The following is a 15,525-nucleotide window of genomic DNA, read 5'->3' as shown; positions in this document are numbered from 1 at the left end:
CGCGAGAAGATCAGGATCGTCGGGCCCTGCTTGCGCTCGATGGCAAACTTCCAGCACACCGCCGATTCCACCGCGTCGCACGGACGCCATACCGACATGTTCGGAATCAGGCGCAAGGTCGCGGTCTGTTCGACCGCCTGGTGGGTCGGGCCGTCTTCGCCGAGGCCGATGGAGTCATGGGTGTAGACGAAAATCGAACGGATCTTCATGAGCGCCGCCATGCGCAGCGCGTTGCGCGCGTACTCGGAGAACATCAGGAACGTGGCGCCGTAGGGGATGAAGCCGCCGTGCAGGGCGATGCCGTTCATCATCGCCGACATGCCGAACTCGCGCACACCATAATAGATATAGTTGCCGTCGGACACGGTGTTGCTCACGCCTTTCGAGCCCTTCCAGATCGTGAGATTGGAACCGGCCAGGTCGGCCGAGCCGCCCAGGAATTCCGGCAACACCGGACCGTAACCGTTCAGCGCGTTCTGCGAGGCCTTGCGCGAGGCGATGGTCTCGGCCTTGGCGTCCACGGCCTTGATGAATTCTTCCGTCTTGGTGCTCCAGTCCTTCGGCAGCTCACCCTTCATGCGCCGCTCGAACTCGGCGGCCAGGTCCGGAAACTCCTTCCGGTAGGCGGCAAACTTGTCGTTCCAGTGCTTCTCGGCCGCGGCGCCCTTGGGCTTGGCATCCCAGCCGGCATAAATCTCCTGCGGGATCACGAACGGCTCGTACTTCCAACCGAGGTTATCGCGCGTAGCCTTGATCTCGTCGACGCCGAGCGGCGCGCCGTGGCAGTCGTGCGAACCGCACAGGTTGGGCGCACCGTAGCCGATCACGGTCTTGCAGCAGATCATCGACGGCTTGTCGTTGACCGAGCGCGCCTCGAGGATCGCCCTTCTGATGGCCTCGGGGTCATGGCCGTCGACGTCGCGCAGCACGTGCCAGCCGTAGGCCTCGAAACGCTTCGGGGTGTTGTCGGTGAACCAGCCCTCGACGTGACCGTCGATCGAGATGCCGTTGTCGTCGTAAAACGCGATCAGTTTGCCGAGCCCGAGGGTGCCGGCGAGCGAGCAGGACTCGTGCGAGATGCCTTCCATCAGGCAGCCGTCGCCGAGGAATACATAAGTATAGTGATCGACGATGTGATGCCCGTCACGGTTGAACTGGCCGGCCAGCACCTTCTCGGCGAGCGCCATGCCCACGGCATTGGTGATGCCCTGGCCGAGCGGACCGGTGGTGGTCTCGATGCCCGGGGCATAGCCGTACTCCGGATGGCCAGGGGTCTTGGAATGCAACTGGCGGAAGTTCTTGAGCTCCTCCATCGGCAGGTCGTAGCCGGTGAGATGCAGCAACGAATAGAGCAGCATCGAGCCGTGACCGTTGGACAGGACGAAACGGTCGCGATCCATCCACTTCGGGTTGCTTGGGTTGTGCCTGAGGAAATCGTTCCACAGCACCTCGGCGATGTCGGCCATGCCCATGGGCGCCCCGGGATGTCCGGAGTTAGCCTTCTGCACCGCGTCCATTGCGAGCGCGCGGATGGCGTTCGCCAGCTCGCGCCGATTGGTTAATGCCTTGCCTTCGCCCGCCTTGTGGGCGTGGATTTTTGCTGTCATGGATTAATCCTCAATGCTTGAAAACCGTCAGAACCCGAAACCGGCGGCTATCCGGTCCGCGGCCATCTTTGCGCGGGCTGGCCAATAACAAAAACCCCCTTGGCGAATTTGCTTGGTCAGTCGCCAAAGAGAACGGAAACCGTTTATGCCTGATGATTCTTGTCTTCTGGGATTGCCGTTTCCCTTCTGTACGGCTCGGCAATCCGCCCTGGTTAGAGGCTCGTTAAACCGCGCGCATTTTCGCTCACACCCGGTTTTAGGGCAAGCCGAACGTCCTCCCGCAATCCGTTATCCGCCCATAAACAAGACTTTGTGGGATAAACGGGCACCTGACTATTACCAGGGAAGTCCCACCGGAATCAGGTTTGGTCTGGCGCGCGGTTCCGGTCGATCCAGGCCTTCCATTCCGAAAACAGCGCCGGCGTCGCCGCGGCCACCACCGAACGCGGCGCGAGACCGTAGCTGAACGCCGTTTCACCCTCCAGCGTGCAGGCATAGCCGCCGGCCTCCGCCAGGATCAGGCTGCCGCCGGCGTAATCCCACAGTTTCTGGCCGCCGTGCAGGTAGAGATGAAAGCGCCCGTCCGCCAGCCAGCACCACTCGAGGCTGCTCGCCCCGAAATTGCGCTGCGAACCGTAGGGCGGCTGCGCACCCAATCGGGCGGCGAGCAGGGGAGCGAGGCGCTTGAAATCCACGCAGGCAATGCAACGGCGTATCGCCTCCGGCGGGATCGGCTCATGCGCGCCGAGCACGATATCGTTGAGCCACGCGCCTTCCCCGCGGCGCGCCATGAAACATTCGTCGCGCACCGGATCGTAAACCAGGGCGAGTTCCTGCTTACCGTCGATGAGCAGCGCCAGCGACACGGCGAAATAAGGAATACCGGTGGCAAAATTGCTGGTGCCGTCGAGAGGGTCCACGCACCACAGCCCCTTGCCCGTGGTGCCCGTGAGTTGCTCATGTTCGTGCCCCGCCATCTCCTCGCCCAGAAAATCGTATTCCGGCCAGTGGCGCGCGAGATCCGACTTCAGTCGCTGCTGCATGGCCACGTCGGCTTCGGTCACCATGCTGCCGTCATGCTTGACGTGGCGGATGACATCGGCAAACCGCGGCAATAGTTCATCGCGCGCCGCTGTGCGCACGATGTCCCGCAATTTTTCCAGAGACGGCGGCATCAATGGCTCCCGCTGGCCAGCTTGATCACGCGCGCGGGGGTGTGGAGCACGGTTTTCTGCTCAACCTCGCGCAAGGCCTTGTGGAATTCGCCCTGCGCGCGGCGCATGACCTCCGCGCCCGCCGGCGAGTAATACACCGCTTCATAGGAAACCGGTTCATCGAGGGCGCGGCGCGCCTGCGGTGCAAAGTGCTGCCAGGCGAGTTCGATCATCCGCCGGCCTTCCCGGTCCACGAAGATAAACTCCTCCGCGTCCAGCACCGCGAGAAACTGCATGCCGCGCAGTGGCACGAACAGGCAGCCGGTGGCCGCCCGTTTCAGCAGCAGGTGCGCGAGGTTGTAGGTCTCGGCCGGCAGCGTGCGCGGTTCGCGGGACAGCTCGGGCGGACGGTAGAAGGTTTCCTCGACGATCATTGTTCGACAGGATTCACAGGACTAACAGAATTGAGAATCAAAATCTCAATCCCGAAATAATCCTGTCCATTCATTCATTTTTCCATTTAATGGAGCAGCCCATGCTCGGAATCTGGTCCTTCGGCCCCTGCCCGGCCTGCGCCACCTGCTTCATCGCCTCAAACAGATCGCGCCGGGCGTTCGGCGCCGGCTCTTTGCGTGATTCATCCAGCCGTCCGCGGTACTGGAGTTTCAAATCCTTGTTGTAGCCGAAGAAATCCGGCGTGCACACCGCACCATAGGCCTTGGCCACGTCCTGGGACTCGTCATACAGATAGGGAAACGGGAACTTGAGTTCTTGCGCCACCTTTTTCATGTTGTCGAAGGAGTCTTCGGCATAATCCGTGGGGTCGTTGGACATGATCGCCACCGAGTTTATGCCGTGGTCTTTCAGCTCGCGCGCATCGCGAATGAGGCGGTCACGCACGGCCTTGACGTAGGGGCAGTGATTACAGATGAACATCACCAGCAAGCCGCTCTTTCCGCGAACCTCGTTCAGCGTCCAGGTTTTCCCGTCCACCCCCTTCAGGCGAAAGTCCGGAGCCGGCCGGCCGAAGTCACACACCGGGGTTTCAGTACGCGCCATGACAATTTCTCCGCAAAACCTTCATTAACACGAGGCAACCCGCCCTGTATCATCATCCAGTTTATGGATAACAACTCCCTGACGCAACGTGACCTGCGGGTGCTGTGGCATCCGTGCACGCAGATGCATGACCATGAAACGCTGCCGCTCATCCCGATTCGCCGCGGTCAGGGCGTGTGGCTCGAGGACTTCGACGGCAAACGCTATCTCGACGCCATCAGTTCGTGGTGGGTCAACCTGTTCGGCCACGCCAACCCGCGCATCAACGCCGCCGTCGCCGATCAGCTGCAAAATCTCGAACACGTGATCCTCGCGGGTTTCACGCACGAACCGGTCGTACAGCTCTCTGAAAGACTGACGCAGATTGCACCGCGGGGACTCACCCGCTGCTTCTACGCGGACAGCGGCTCCGCGGCCGTCGAAATCGCGCTCAAGATGAGTTTTCATTACTGGCACAACCGCGGCGAAAAAAAACGCACGCGCTTCATAAGTCTCGCCAACAGCTACCACGGCGAAACGCTGGGGGCGCTGGCGGTGGGCGACGTGGCCTTATATAAGGAAACCTACCGTCCGCTGCTGCTCGAGGCGATCACCGTCAAATCCCCGGATTGTTATCACCGCGAGCCCGGTGAATCCTGGGCCGATTATTCGACGCGCGCGTTTGCCGAAATGGAGGCGGCGCTGGCGCGCCATGCCGGTGAAGCATGCGCCGTGGTGGTGGAACCGCTGGTGCAATGCGCCGGATCGATGCGCATGTACGATCCGGTTTATCTCAAGCTGCTGCGGCAGGCATGCGACAAATATCACGTGCATCTGATCGCGGATGAAATCGCCGTGGGCTTCGGGCGCACCGGCACCCTGTTTGCCTGCGAACAGGCGGCCATCGCTCCGGATTTCCTGTGCCTTGGCAAGGGCCTCACCGGCGGCTACTTGCCGCTGTCGGTATGCTTGACCACCGGCAACGTCTACGACGCCTTCTACGCCGACTATGCATCGCAAAAGGCATTCCTGCATTCGCACAGCTACACCGGCAACCCGCTCGCGTGCCGTGCGGCGCTGGCCACGCTCGATATTTTTCGCGACGACAATGTAATCAACCGCAACCGGGAACTCGCGGCGCACATGGCGCGCGCGGTGGCGCCGTTGGCCGACCACCCGCACGTTGCCGAGGTACGGCAGACCGGGATGATTCTCGCGATCGAAATGGTGCGGGAGAAAAAAACCCGCGCGCCCTATCCGTGGCAGGAGCGGCGCGGCTTATCGGTATACCGCTATGCGCTCGAACATGGCGCGCTGCTGCGGCCGCTCGGCGACGTGATCTACTTCATGCCGCCGTACGTGATCAAACCGGAGGAAATCGATCTGCTGGCAAGTGTGGCGCGGGAGGGGATTAATCGCGCCACCGCCTGATACTCAGGCCGGATAAAACAGCTTCTTCATCTCATCCAAGTCCGGGATGAGCATCAACTTGCCGCCCACCTTGAGGCCCGCCGCGATACAGGGCAGGTCGGGCAATTCCGAACCGGTGGCAACCGGCTCGCTGTGGTTCAGCGTCTGTGGCCGCGGTTCGCCCGTGGCGAACATGGCGAAAAATTCCCAGTCCTTGCGTCCGCCGAGCGGATAAAAGATGACGATCTTGCCGGCCGCGGAACTGGCCGGCTCCACCATGCCAACCAGCGCTTCAAAGGAAATAACCGGCACCGCGAGCGTGCGCCAGCCCATGACGCCCTTCAGCCACGGCTGGCAGAAGGGCACCGGCGCCAGCGTCAGCGGATTGATGACCTCCGCCACCGCCGCGCTGGGAACGATCAGCGTCATTCCATCCAGCGGCACTTCGAGCGAATGCAGACGTGGACCCGCACGCGGTTTTTTCATTCCTCCCCCAGGCTTTGCAGATAAGCGGCCAGGGCCTTCGGCTCGAAAACCAGCAGCGCGCGATGGCCTGTCACCCAGGCTCCGGAAAACAGATGCCCCAGACGCGTGGGCGGGAGCCCCAGGGGCATGAAGGGCGAAATCACGGTCTCGGCGCGCGGCAGCAGCTGAACCTCGTCTACCGTCAGCCCCACCGCCTGCGGCAGCGTATCCAGAAACACCGCACGGTGCCAAAGGTGCTGCCGGGTCACGCGCAGGGCGGCGTCGAGACAATAGGCCGGGAGCCGCGTGGCCTGCACCACGCGCCACGCCGCGACATTGCCCTCGGGGGATTTATTGGTGATCAGGTTTTCGCGCTGCTCGATGGTGAAACCGGAGCTGCTCGGCAGCAGGAAACTGGTATCGCCGAGCTGCAGGCGCAGATACTGATTGGGATCGGTCACGGTCGTTTATTTCCGAACACCGGCGGCGATCCACGCCATTGCGTAAACCCATGGAGACGGTTCACGGCGCCCTGCCCTTCGCCAGCAGGGTATCGATGTTCTTGTACAACTCGTCCTCTTGATAGGGCTTGCTCATGTACATGTCCACGCCCAGATCGAAGGCCTTCTGCCGGTGCTTGGTGCCGGCGCGCGAGGTAATCATGATGATCGGGATGTGCTTCAGGTTTTCGTCGGAACGCACGCGTGTCGTCAGCTCGTAACCGTCCATGCGCGGCATTTCGATATCGACGAGCATCACGTCGGGCACGTGGTCGCGCAACTGTTCGACGGCGTCGATGCCGTCTTTGGCGACCAGAACGTCGATGCCGCGCTTCTGCAGGTGTTTGCTCGTGATCTTGCGCACGGTAAGCGAATCGTCCACCACCATGACGACCGGCCGCGCGCGGACCTCCTGCGCCACCTTGCCTTCCGGCCGGTGCTCGAAATAGATGACATCCTCGCGGAACCACAGGCCGGGAATATCCAGGATCAGCACGACCCGTCCGTCGCCGAGGATAGTGGCGCCGGCAAGCCCCTTGAGCGCGGAAAGCTGCGGTCCGATGGATTTGATCACGACTTCGCGCGTGCCGCCCAGGCCATCGACCTGGATGGCGACTTCGCGTGTTCCGGTACGCGCGATCAGTATCGGCACTTTTTTGCCGTTGCGCGGCGTCGAGGGAATTCCCAAACGCTGGCCGAGATGCATGTACGGATACACCTGCTCGTTATGGGAAAGCAGCGGATTGCTGCCGAGCGAGAGACCGGCGATCTTTTCGATGGGAAATTCGATGATGTTCACCACCGAGCCGAGTGGGAGCGCGAAAAGCTGGTCGCCCACGTAGGCCATCAGCGCCTGCGTGATGGAAAGCGTCAGGGGCAGGCGGATGATGAACGTCGTGCCCACACCGCGCTCGGTGTCCACCGACATGCTGCCGCCCAACTGCTTTACTTCGCTGTGCACCACGTCCATGCCGACGCCGCGGCCGGAGACATGCGTGATTTTCTCCGCCGTGGAAAATCCGGACATGAGGATGAACTGAATCAATTCCTCCTCCGTCAGATTGGCGTCGGCAGACATCAGCCCGCGTTCGATCGCCTTGGTACGGATCGCCTCGATATTCAATCCCATCCCATCATCGGAGAACCGGATAATGACTTCGGTTCCCTCTTGCGAAGAAGCGATGTTGATGCGTCCGTGTGGCGGCTTGCCTTTCTGGCGGCGCACGTCCTCGGATTCGATTCCATGGTCGATGCTGTTGCGGATCATGTGCTCGAACGGCCCGATCATGCGCTCGAGCACATTGCGGTCAACCTCCACTTCGGCGTTTTCCAGATTGAGTTCCACACGTTTGCCCAGCTCGCGCGAGGTCTGGCGCACGATGTGCCGCAGGCGCGCGGCCTGCGTCGAAAAACTCACCATGCGCGTGCGCATCAGGCCTTCCTGCAATTCGGTGTTGATGCGCGCCTGTTGCTGCAACACCGATTCGGCCTCGCCGACAAAGTTGCCCAGGTTGTTCTGGATGGTCCCCAAGTCGTGCACGCTTTCCGTGAGCGATCGCGACAACTGCTGCAGGCGGCTGAAACGGTCGAACTCCAGCGGATCGAAATCGGCTTCACGACCTTCGGCAACCGCCTCGTGTTCCATGCGATAGAGAATTTGCGATTCGGACTGGATTTCGAGTTCGCGGATCTGCTCACGGAAGCGAATGATGTTGCGCGACAGTTCGGAAAGATTGTCACGCACGCTATAAATCTGCTGTTCCATGCGCGAGCGCGAGATGCTCACCTCGCCCGCGTAATTGACGAGTTCGTTCAACAAGCTGGTGTTGACACGCACCTGACCGCGGCGCTCCATTTTCTCCGGCCACTGCTTCTCTTCGGCTTCCTGAAGCTCGCGGCGCTCTTCGATCTCCGCCGCCGTTAACGCCGGGACCGTCGCTTCGATGGCGGACACAACGGCTGGCGCCGGCTCTGCCACCGGCGTCTCCCGAGGCGCGCTGAAAAACGGCGCTGGTGTAGTGACGTCGGGAACGTCCGATTCGGGCTGGCCGGAGGACAGCGCCAGCAATTTGGCATTCAGGTCATGGACGTCCGGTACGGGCCTGCCGCTTTGGGCGTGATCGAGCATGGTCACCAGCATGTCGTGGGCTTCGTCGAGCAGATCGAACAACTCGCCGTTGGCGGACACTTGACCGTCTTCGATGTTCTTGAGCAGGGTTTCGGTGTTGTGACTCAAATGGCCCATGGCCATCGCGCCGGCCATGCGTGCGCCGCCTTTGAGCGTATGCAGCGAGCGCTTCAGATCCTGCACCAGTACCAGATCATCCGGACGGCTGCGCCAGCGGGCCAGCGCTTCTTCGATGCTGCCGAGAATATCCGTCGCCTCTTCCTGGAAAATTTCCAGCAGCTCGGGATCGATCTGCTCGGCCGCTGCCGGCGGCACTGGCGCCGCCGGAGCGGTAGCAGCGGTCGGTGCCGGGGATGGCGGTGGAGCAGGCACCACGGATTCGACCCGCGCTACGGGTTCGGGCACAAAGGCGGCCGCTTCCGCGGTCGGCTCTTTTTCCAATGACTCGTCTGGCGCCGGCGTTTCCGGCGGCGTTTCAACCTCGACCTCGGGGACGTACTCCGCGGTCGGCGCGGAGGTTTCAAAGGCGGAATCCGTTCGCACCAGATGGGCACTTTCCGCGCGCAGGTCGTGTGAAAGGCCGGCGAAACGCCGTCGCAGATCGCCGGAGGAAATCGCGCCGCTGTTCATGCGCTCAACCAGATCGGAGACCGCGATTTCGAAACGGGTTGCCAGATCCAGATACCTCTCGGTCAATGGAATGTTTTCGCTCTTGAGCGCGTGCAACAACTTTTCAATTTCCGCGCAGGGCTCGGACATCACCTCGAGACCCAGCGAACGGGCATTGCCCTGCAGCGTGTGCACGGCACGGTAAAAGATATCCGACACGAAGCACGATCCGCCGGCCTCGCGGCAGGCGGCGATTTGCTGCCGGATATTGGCGAGATTTCCCTGCGCTTCGGTAGTGAAGATTTCAAGTAAGGTGGGTTCGAGTCTGGGCAAGTCCCCGGTCTCGACGACGGGCACCGGCGCGCCCACCGGTGCCGTTGTCTTCGACGCAGGAATCGTCGTGGCTGAGGCAGCGCCCGGTTGTGCCAGGGCATGCGCCGTCTCGCGCAGCGCTTCGACATCGATGCCGTGCGGCGGTCCGCCCGCGAGAACATCGATCATGCGCGGAAGTACCTTCAGCATCTGCTCCAATAGCTCGATGATCGCCGGAGAAGGAACGATCTTGGCCTCGCGCACCCTGTTGAGCACGTTCTCCACGGCCCAGGACAGTTCCGCTACCTCGGAGGCACCCACCATGCGCCCACTGCCCTTGAGCGTGTGGTAGCCGCGGCGCAGTTCAGTCAGGGCATTCTGATTTTCGGTGTCCTCGCGCCAGACACTGAATTTATTTTTGATGTTTTCGAGCACGTCGCGTGCATCCTCGACGAATATCTCCATGATCTCGGCATCGAATTCCTCATCGACCACAGCGCGTGTCGGGGGTTTCGCCGAGGGAGGTGTGGGAACGCGCGCCGGCACAACCTCTTCGAGAGTATCGCGGGTGACAGGTATGCTCGCCGCGTGCACGGATGCATCGGGCTCGGGTTCGACCGCCGCGGGGGTCGGCGTAACCGGGGACGTGGTGCGCAAGGTCATGCGCCGGCCGGCCAACACCGACATGGCCGTAAACGACTGCTTCAGGGTATCCACGATCTCTTCGGACATCCGCGTTGGATCTTCCGTGACCAGTTCGAGCAGGTGGTTCATTTCATCGCCGATCCTCGCGATCTTTTCCTGCCCCTGCGTTCGGGCCAGCTGGGTGAGCTCCTCGAGCTGCTGGCCGAGTGTTTCGCGCGCTGCCTCGTTTTCGGGATCATCGAGCCAGGACTCGAGACTCAGACGCACACCGTCGATGAGCAGGGCCGGGTCGCGCTGCTTGCCGTGACCGCTGCCCAAGGCCGTGTCCATCTCCTTGAAAGCCGCGTCGATCAGCGTCTCCAGATTCGGCCGGTCGGCGCGCAAGCCCTCGATAAAGGCGCCGATCGTGCCGACACACACGGCCAGCCCATCCATGATGGCACTGTCAACGATCAGGGCGCCGGTCCGTATATTTTCGATGTACTGCTTCGTCGCCTCCACCAGATCGGCGGCGCGCGCCTGTCCCAGAATCTGCATCGCACCCAGAATCTGCGAAAGCAACTGCGGAGCATCGTCCAGCGCCTGTACGTGCGTGGTGTCGGCGGCAAAACCTTCGAGCGCCTCCTCGATGCGGCCCAAGTTGACGCTCACCTCGCCGGCCACCACGTTCAGCAATTGCTTGTAATCGGATTCCGTGAGCTCGCCATCCGAAACTTCAAGTCCCTCGACCACGGGCGCTTCCCTGGCATCGTCCGGTGAGTGCAACGCGTGCAGCCGGTGAGTGGCCTCCTCGATCTGCTTCTTCCATTCGGGGGCCGAACGGCTGATGTCGCGGGTGCTGCTCTCAATCATGAGCAGGGCCTCGGCCATGGACATCGAGACCGTTTCGGGATTGGCGATCCGGTTGTCGAGGATGGCACGGCAGACCTGCGACAGTTCGTCCACCAGCGCCTTCAGTAGCGGCACGTTGAGCATGTCGAGCGTGCCGGACATCTTGTGGAACGATTCGAGCAACGGTTCGAGCGACACCGTGCCACGGCTTTCCGGATCGAAAAAGGTGGACATCAGGTCCTGCGCCGCCTCGATCTCCTTGCCGAGCGCCGTCGATACCGACTGCAACGCTTCGGGCGTCGGCAGGTCGCCCGTCGCGGGAACCTCGGCGACACCGCCGGTCAACAGAAATTCGAGCTCGAACGCCTGGTTCAGCTGCGTGACCTTGGGTCCCGTGGATTTCGCGTGCGCAACGTCCCACAGGATGGCGTTGGTGAGAGATTCGGAGGAATGGCGTAGTACCGACTTTTCCGCGCCGTCGATGATCTTCTTGATCTGCTGGTCAAGACGCGCGAAAAGTTTCTTGCGCTCGGCCGTCACCTCCAGTCCGTCGTCGATCAGCGCCTCGAGCAGGCCGGCGGCGGCCCAGAACAGCTGCTCGAGCACGGCGATTCCCGCTTTGGCCTGCAACTGTTCGAAGACGTCCATGATGAGTCGCAGCGGTTGTTTGCTCGACGTATCGCGCAACCAATCGAGTAATGCGGGCTGGAATGTGCCGCGCAATTGTTTGGCAAAATCGCGGTATTCAGACTCCGCCAGTTTCTCCGCCGGTTGGGCGGCGGGTGGTGGACGTACCGTGAGGTCGGGCGAGAAAAGTTCGAGTTCCGAGATGGGCGGGGCATTATATGCGGCGCGCAACTCGTTGATCAGCGTTATATGCTTGAGCGGGACGTCCAACTGGCCGTATTGCAGCCGTGCCAGATAATCCGGGAGCGTGAGAATACCGCGCGTCAGGACGTCGAAAACCTTCGAATCGGGCACAGCCTTGTCGTTGATGACCGCTTCGGCCAGCGCCTCGGTTTCCTTGGCCAGCATGGCCGCGCCGTCGAGTTCGACCATGAGCAGCGTACCCACCACTTGATGCAGGTGAGTCACGCAAAAGCGCAGGCGCGTCTTGTCGGAGGGATTTTCGGCGAACGACTCGAGCGCGAGACGCGCTTGTTTCAGCGTCTCGTCGATCTCGGTCTTGACCCAACCGAGCGTGCTCAGGTCAATTTTGCTGTGCGTACTCATCCGTAAATAAAACCTCTTTCCAATCCCCCTTCCCCTTCACGGGGGGTGAGGCGGAGAAAGGGAAAGGTCCGGTGGACCTTTCCCCCGCCGAACGGGCGCACACGATTCATGTGCGCCCCGGGCGGGAATAAACAAGGGGTGGGGAAACACACACCTGCCTCACCCTTCCCTTCTCCCTCCCCCTCGCCCCCTCAAGGGAGGGAGGAGGGAGATCGGTGCGGCGGAATGCCGCGACGTTACGCAGGCAGCTTGAAACCCGCCACGGAGGCCTGCAGCTCGCGCGCCAGATCGGAGAGTTTTCCGATGGCTTCCGCCGTCTGCCGGCTGCCCGAAGAGGTCAGCGTGGTCGTTTCCTGAATCTTGGCCATGCTTCCCGAAACGTCGGTCGCCGTTTGTGATTGTCGCTGCGCGTCGCGCGCGATATTCACAATCAGGCTCGACAGCTGCTCGGACACCGATTCGATTTCGCCCAGCGCCTGTCCGGCGGCATCGGCCAGCCGCGTGGCCTGCACCACGCCGTTGGTCGCCTGTTCCATCGAGGCCACCGCTTCGTTGGTGTCAGCCTGAATGGTCTTCACCAGGTCGGCAATCTGTTTGGTCGCCTCGGCCGAACGCTCCGCGAGTCGTTGAACTTCGTCCGCGACCACCGCAAAGCCACGGCCTGCCTCTCCGGCCATGGCTGCCTGAATAGCGGCGTTCAGCGAAAGGATGTTCGTCTGCTCGGCGATGTCATTGATGAGTTCCACAATTTCACCGATCTGCTGCGAGGATTCGCCCAGACGCTTGATGCGTTTGGCGGTTTCCTGGATCTGCTCGCGCATTTCGTCCATGCCCTTGATCGTGTCCTGCACCGCCGCGGCACCGCGCTTGGCGGTCGCCACCGAACCTTGCGCCACTTCGGCGGAGCGTTCGGCGCTCTTCGACATGTCTTCCATTGAACGCGCCATGGCCACCATTTTGCCGGTCGCCTCGGTGATCTGTGCCGCTTGCCGCAACGCGGCTTCGGTCAGCTCGGTCGCCGTTTGGCGCGAGTGCTCGGAAGCCACGGCCACCTGCTGCGCGGCGTTCTTGATGCGCACAACCAGGTTGCGCATTTCACGTACCGCGTAGTTGATCGAGTCCGCGATCGCGCCCGTGATCTGTTCGGTCACCTCCGGCTGAATCGTGAGGTCACCGTCGGCGAGGTCGCCCATTTCATCGAGCAGTTTCAGAATCGCGTCCTGGCTCTGGCGGTTCTGCTCGGAGCTCTGGTGCGCGCGGTCACTGGCGTCCACGACCAGCTTGCGGGCCAGCAGGAACAGGAAGAGTACGGAAGCGAATCCGGCGATGAAGATCGCGTTGCGCACACCGGTGCGTTGCTCCGCCAACTTGGAGTAGGCGTCGACCAGATCCCTCGACTTCTTAAGCAACGGGTCGGACTGGTCGAATACCGTCTGGCTCGCGCGCTGGGAGACGAACAATTCCGCGGCATTGCCCAGAATACCTTCGACGTGGTTGTTGATCTCGCCGAAGATGGCGGCCGATTCATCGAGCTTGGGGCGCACGCTCGGCGGCGCTGTCTTACGCAGCTTTTCGTCAGTCTCCTTGAAGAGCTTGGCGTCCTTGCCGAATTCGGCGGCGGCCACCGCGGCTTCGTTACCGCCCTGCGAGAAGAGATTGACGTCCTTGGCGATACGCTGAGAGAGCATGCCCTGACGGCTCGCGAGATAAAGCTGGTCCTGCTTCATGCCGGCCTTGGCGCCGAGCTCGACAATTTCGTCGGAAGCCGTCAACAGCATCGGACTCATCTGATTGATCGCCATCACCGAGTCGTGCATGTTGAAGAGTGATTTCTCCAGCGAAAGAATCTGGTCCACCTGCCCGCGCAAGCCTTCGTTCGGCTTCGGCGACCACATCTTGATGATTTCCTTCAGCTGGTTGTCGGCAATCTCCGGCGGGCTCGACGCTACTCCCAGGTCGGGATTTCCGTCGCGCAGCGAGGTCACGATGCTGTCAAACCGGTCGCGCGATTCCTTGAGGGTACGGAAGGCGGTTGGCTGGCCCAATACCGTTTCGCGCGCGTCTTTCGCCAATCGCTGCGACAACATCAACAACTGCGAAGATTGCTCGATATATTTAGATTCGCGTTCGGACCGCTGGGCGTTCAGGACCAACAACCAGATCATGGCGATCATGGCGAGGACCAGACCGCCCAGGAGGAACGGCAGGCCGGAAAACATATTCATGATGCCGCCTGACAGCAGTGACGCAGCCGGTTTGCCGACATCGACAAACTCGTCTGACGTTGCCCCTGGCGTTCCATCCGAAAGATCGATGATGTCCTCGGAGGGTTGATCGATCATGCCATCCTTCGTTGATTTTTTCCTCGCCATACTGTCCACCTCATCTCATCTGAGATATGTCACCGTTATACATTCATCCAAACAGGCTCGCCCCGGCATTCGCTTCGCGATTCAGGCCGCGACGTGCCGGAAAGAATCACTCTCCGCCAGCGATTTCATGTCAAACACTCCCCACAACACGTTATCACGCAAAAAAGCGCCATTCAGCTGGACCACGACCGGGTCGTCCAGACCGGACAGATCCTGACGTTCCAGCTCTTCGTCGAAATGCCGCAAGCCCAGCACTTCATTGACCAGCACGCCGGCGTTGAGTCCGGGTACGTTCATGATCAGCATGCGCGCTTTCTCATCGAGAAAAACCGGCGGCTTGCCGAAATACTCCGGCAGGTCGACGATCGTGATCAGGTTGCCGCGCACATTGGCCACGCCCTTGAGCCAGGATTTGACGCCCGGAACCAGCGTCGCGGGCGGCGGCGGAAGAATCTCGAGCACATGATCGAGCGGCGTCACCAGCATCATGTCGCCGATCCGGAAACCCACTCCCGACCACAGTTTCGTGGCTTCGATTTCCTGCGGTAGTCCGGGGGCGTTTTCCAGACTTTCCTGCTGCATCTTGCGCAGAAGTTCGAACGGGTCCTGTTGGGTCCTGGTCATGACTAGAGCGTCCTGATCTTTTCCATCAAGACCTTCTCGATAACCGGCTTGACGATGTAATCTTTCGCGCCCTGGCGCAGGCCCCAGGCCTTGTCGGTTTCCTGGCCCTTGGTCGAACAGACGATGACCGGGATGTTGGCGGTTTCCGGATCCTTGGTGATCGCGCGCGTGGCTTCGAAACCGCTCATACCCGGCATCACGATATCCATGAGAATCAGGTCAGGCCTTTCCTGCTTCGCCTTGGCGATGCCTTCTTCCCCGCTGGTCGCGCTCACGACCGTGTACCCGTTCTTCTTGAGCATCTCGCTCATCAGGTGGGTATCCGTCGCCGAATCATCCACGATCAATACTTTTTTGACGGCCATATGACAGCTCCATGCGTTTCGTTTTTAAAATCTCTGGCCCGTCGGACGCACCCGGCCCGATCAGTGCACATACTTGTTAATCACGTCTATAAGCTCTTCCTGGGTGAACGGCTTGTTGACGTGTTCTTCCGATCCGGCGATCCGCCCGCGGGCGCGATCGAAAAGCCCGTCCTTGCTCGATAACATGATGACCGGCGTGTCCCGGAATTTCTTGTTGTTCTTGATCAGCTGG

Annotated in this window: 12 protein-coding genes; 1 reads left to right on the top strand and 11 read right to left on the bottom strand. The window is 61.3% G+C overall.

Features of this window, described 5'->3' with window-relative positions; genetic code table 11:
• The 4 genes from tkt to ACC569_RS10955 all read right to left on the bottom strand — a co-directional run.
• Positions 1–1,607: transketolase (gene tkt, locus ACC569_RS10970; RefSeq protein ID WP_372523571.1), on the bottom strand; the 1,607-nt coding region annotated here is incomplete at its 3' end.
• Between the two features lie 359 nt (positions 1,608–1,966).
• Positions 1,967–2,782 carry an inositol monophosphatase gene (locus ACC569_RS10965; protein WP_372523570.1) on the bottom strand — a complete coding sequence of 272 codons (816 nt, stop codon included), beginning with the start codon at positions 2,780–2,782 and terminating at the stop codon, positions 1,967–1,969.
• A complete protein-coding gene (locus tag ACC569_RS10960) occupies positions 2,782–3,195 on the bottom strand; it encodes a hypothetical protein (protein ID WP_372523569.1) in 414 nt (137 codons plus the stop codon). Before ACC569_RS10960 ends, ACC569_RS10965 begins: the two co-directional genes overlap by 1 nt.
• A 70-nt stretch (positions 3,196–3,265) precedes the next feature.
• Positions 3,266–3,820, bottom strand: coding sequence for a thioredoxin family protein (locus tag ACC569_RS10955; protein ID WP_372523568.1), 555 nt, complete (start codon positions 3,818–3,820; stop codon positions 3,266–3,268).
• Positions 3,821–3,883: 63 nt separating this feature from the next.
• On the opposite strand from ACC569_RS10955, the gene ACC569_RS10950 reads away from it, so the two are divergent.
• Positions 3,884–5,230, top strand: coding sequence for an adenosylmethionine--8-amino-7-oxononanoate transaminase (locus tag ACC569_RS10950; RefSeq protein ID WP_372523567.1), 1,347 nt, complete (start codon positions 3,884–3,886; stop codon positions 5,228–5,230).
• A gap of 3 nt (positions 5,231–5,233) precedes the next feature.
• On the opposite strand, the gene ACC569_RS10945 is transcribed toward ACC569_RS10950, so the two are convergent.
• From ACC569_RS10945 to ACC569_RS10915, 7 genes are all read right to left on the bottom strand, one after another.
• Positions 5,234–5,695: a chemotaxis protein CheW gene (locus ACC569_RS10945; RefSeq protein WP_372523566.1), complete on the bottom strand. Its 462-nt coding sequence runs from the start codon at positions 5,693–5,695 to the stop codon at positions 5,234–5,236.
• Entirely contained in the window at positions 5,692–6,135 is a 444-nt protein-coding gene (locus tag ACC569_RS10940; RefSeq protein WP_372523565.1) for a hypothetical protein, read from the bottom strand. Before ACC569_RS10940 ends, ACC569_RS10945 begins: the two co-directional genes overlap by 4 nt.
• A 61-nt stretch (positions 6,136–6,196) precedes the next feature.
• Positions 6,197–11,932 carry an Hpt domain-containing protein gene (locus tag ACC569_RS10935; RefSeq protein ID WP_372523564.1) on the bottom strand — a complete coding sequence of 1,912 codons (5,736 nt, stop codon included), beginning with the start codon at positions 11,930–11,932 and terminating at the stop codon, positions 6,197–6,199.
• Positions 11,933–12,168: 236 nt separating this feature from the next.
• On the bottom strand, positions 12,169–14,304 hold the full coding sequence (locus ACC569_RS10930; protein ID WP_372523563.1) for a methyl-accepting chemotaxis protein: 2,136 nt from the start codon (positions 14,302–14,304) through the stop codon (positions 12,169–12,171).
• Between the two features lie 81 nt (positions 14,305–14,385).
• Positions 14,386–14,928, bottom strand: a complete 543-nt coding sequence (locus ACC569_RS10925) for a chemotaxis protein CheW (protein WP_372523562.1) — start codon at positions 14,926–14,928, stop codon at positions 14,386–14,388.
• Positions 14,929–14,930: 2 nt separating this feature from the next.
• Positions 14,931–15,293, bottom strand: a complete 363-nt coding sequence (locus ACC569_RS10920) for a response regulator (RefSeq protein WP_372523561.1) — start codon at positions 15,291–15,293, stop codon at positions 14,931–14,933.
• Positions 15,294–15,353: 60 nt separating this feature from the next.
• A partial coding sequence (locus ACC569_RS10915) for a response regulator (protein ID WP_372523572.1) occupies positions 15,354–15,525 on the bottom strand: 172 nt, incomplete at its 5' end.

This window comes from Sulfuricaulis sp., assembly GCF_041499725.1.
Lineage (GTDB): Bacteria > Pseudomonadota > Gammaproteobacteria > Acidiferrobacterales > Sulfurifustaceae > Sulfuricaulis.
The sequence above is the reverse complement of the archived record's forward strand: the minus strand, read 5'-3'. Positions and strand labels throughout refer to the sequence as shown.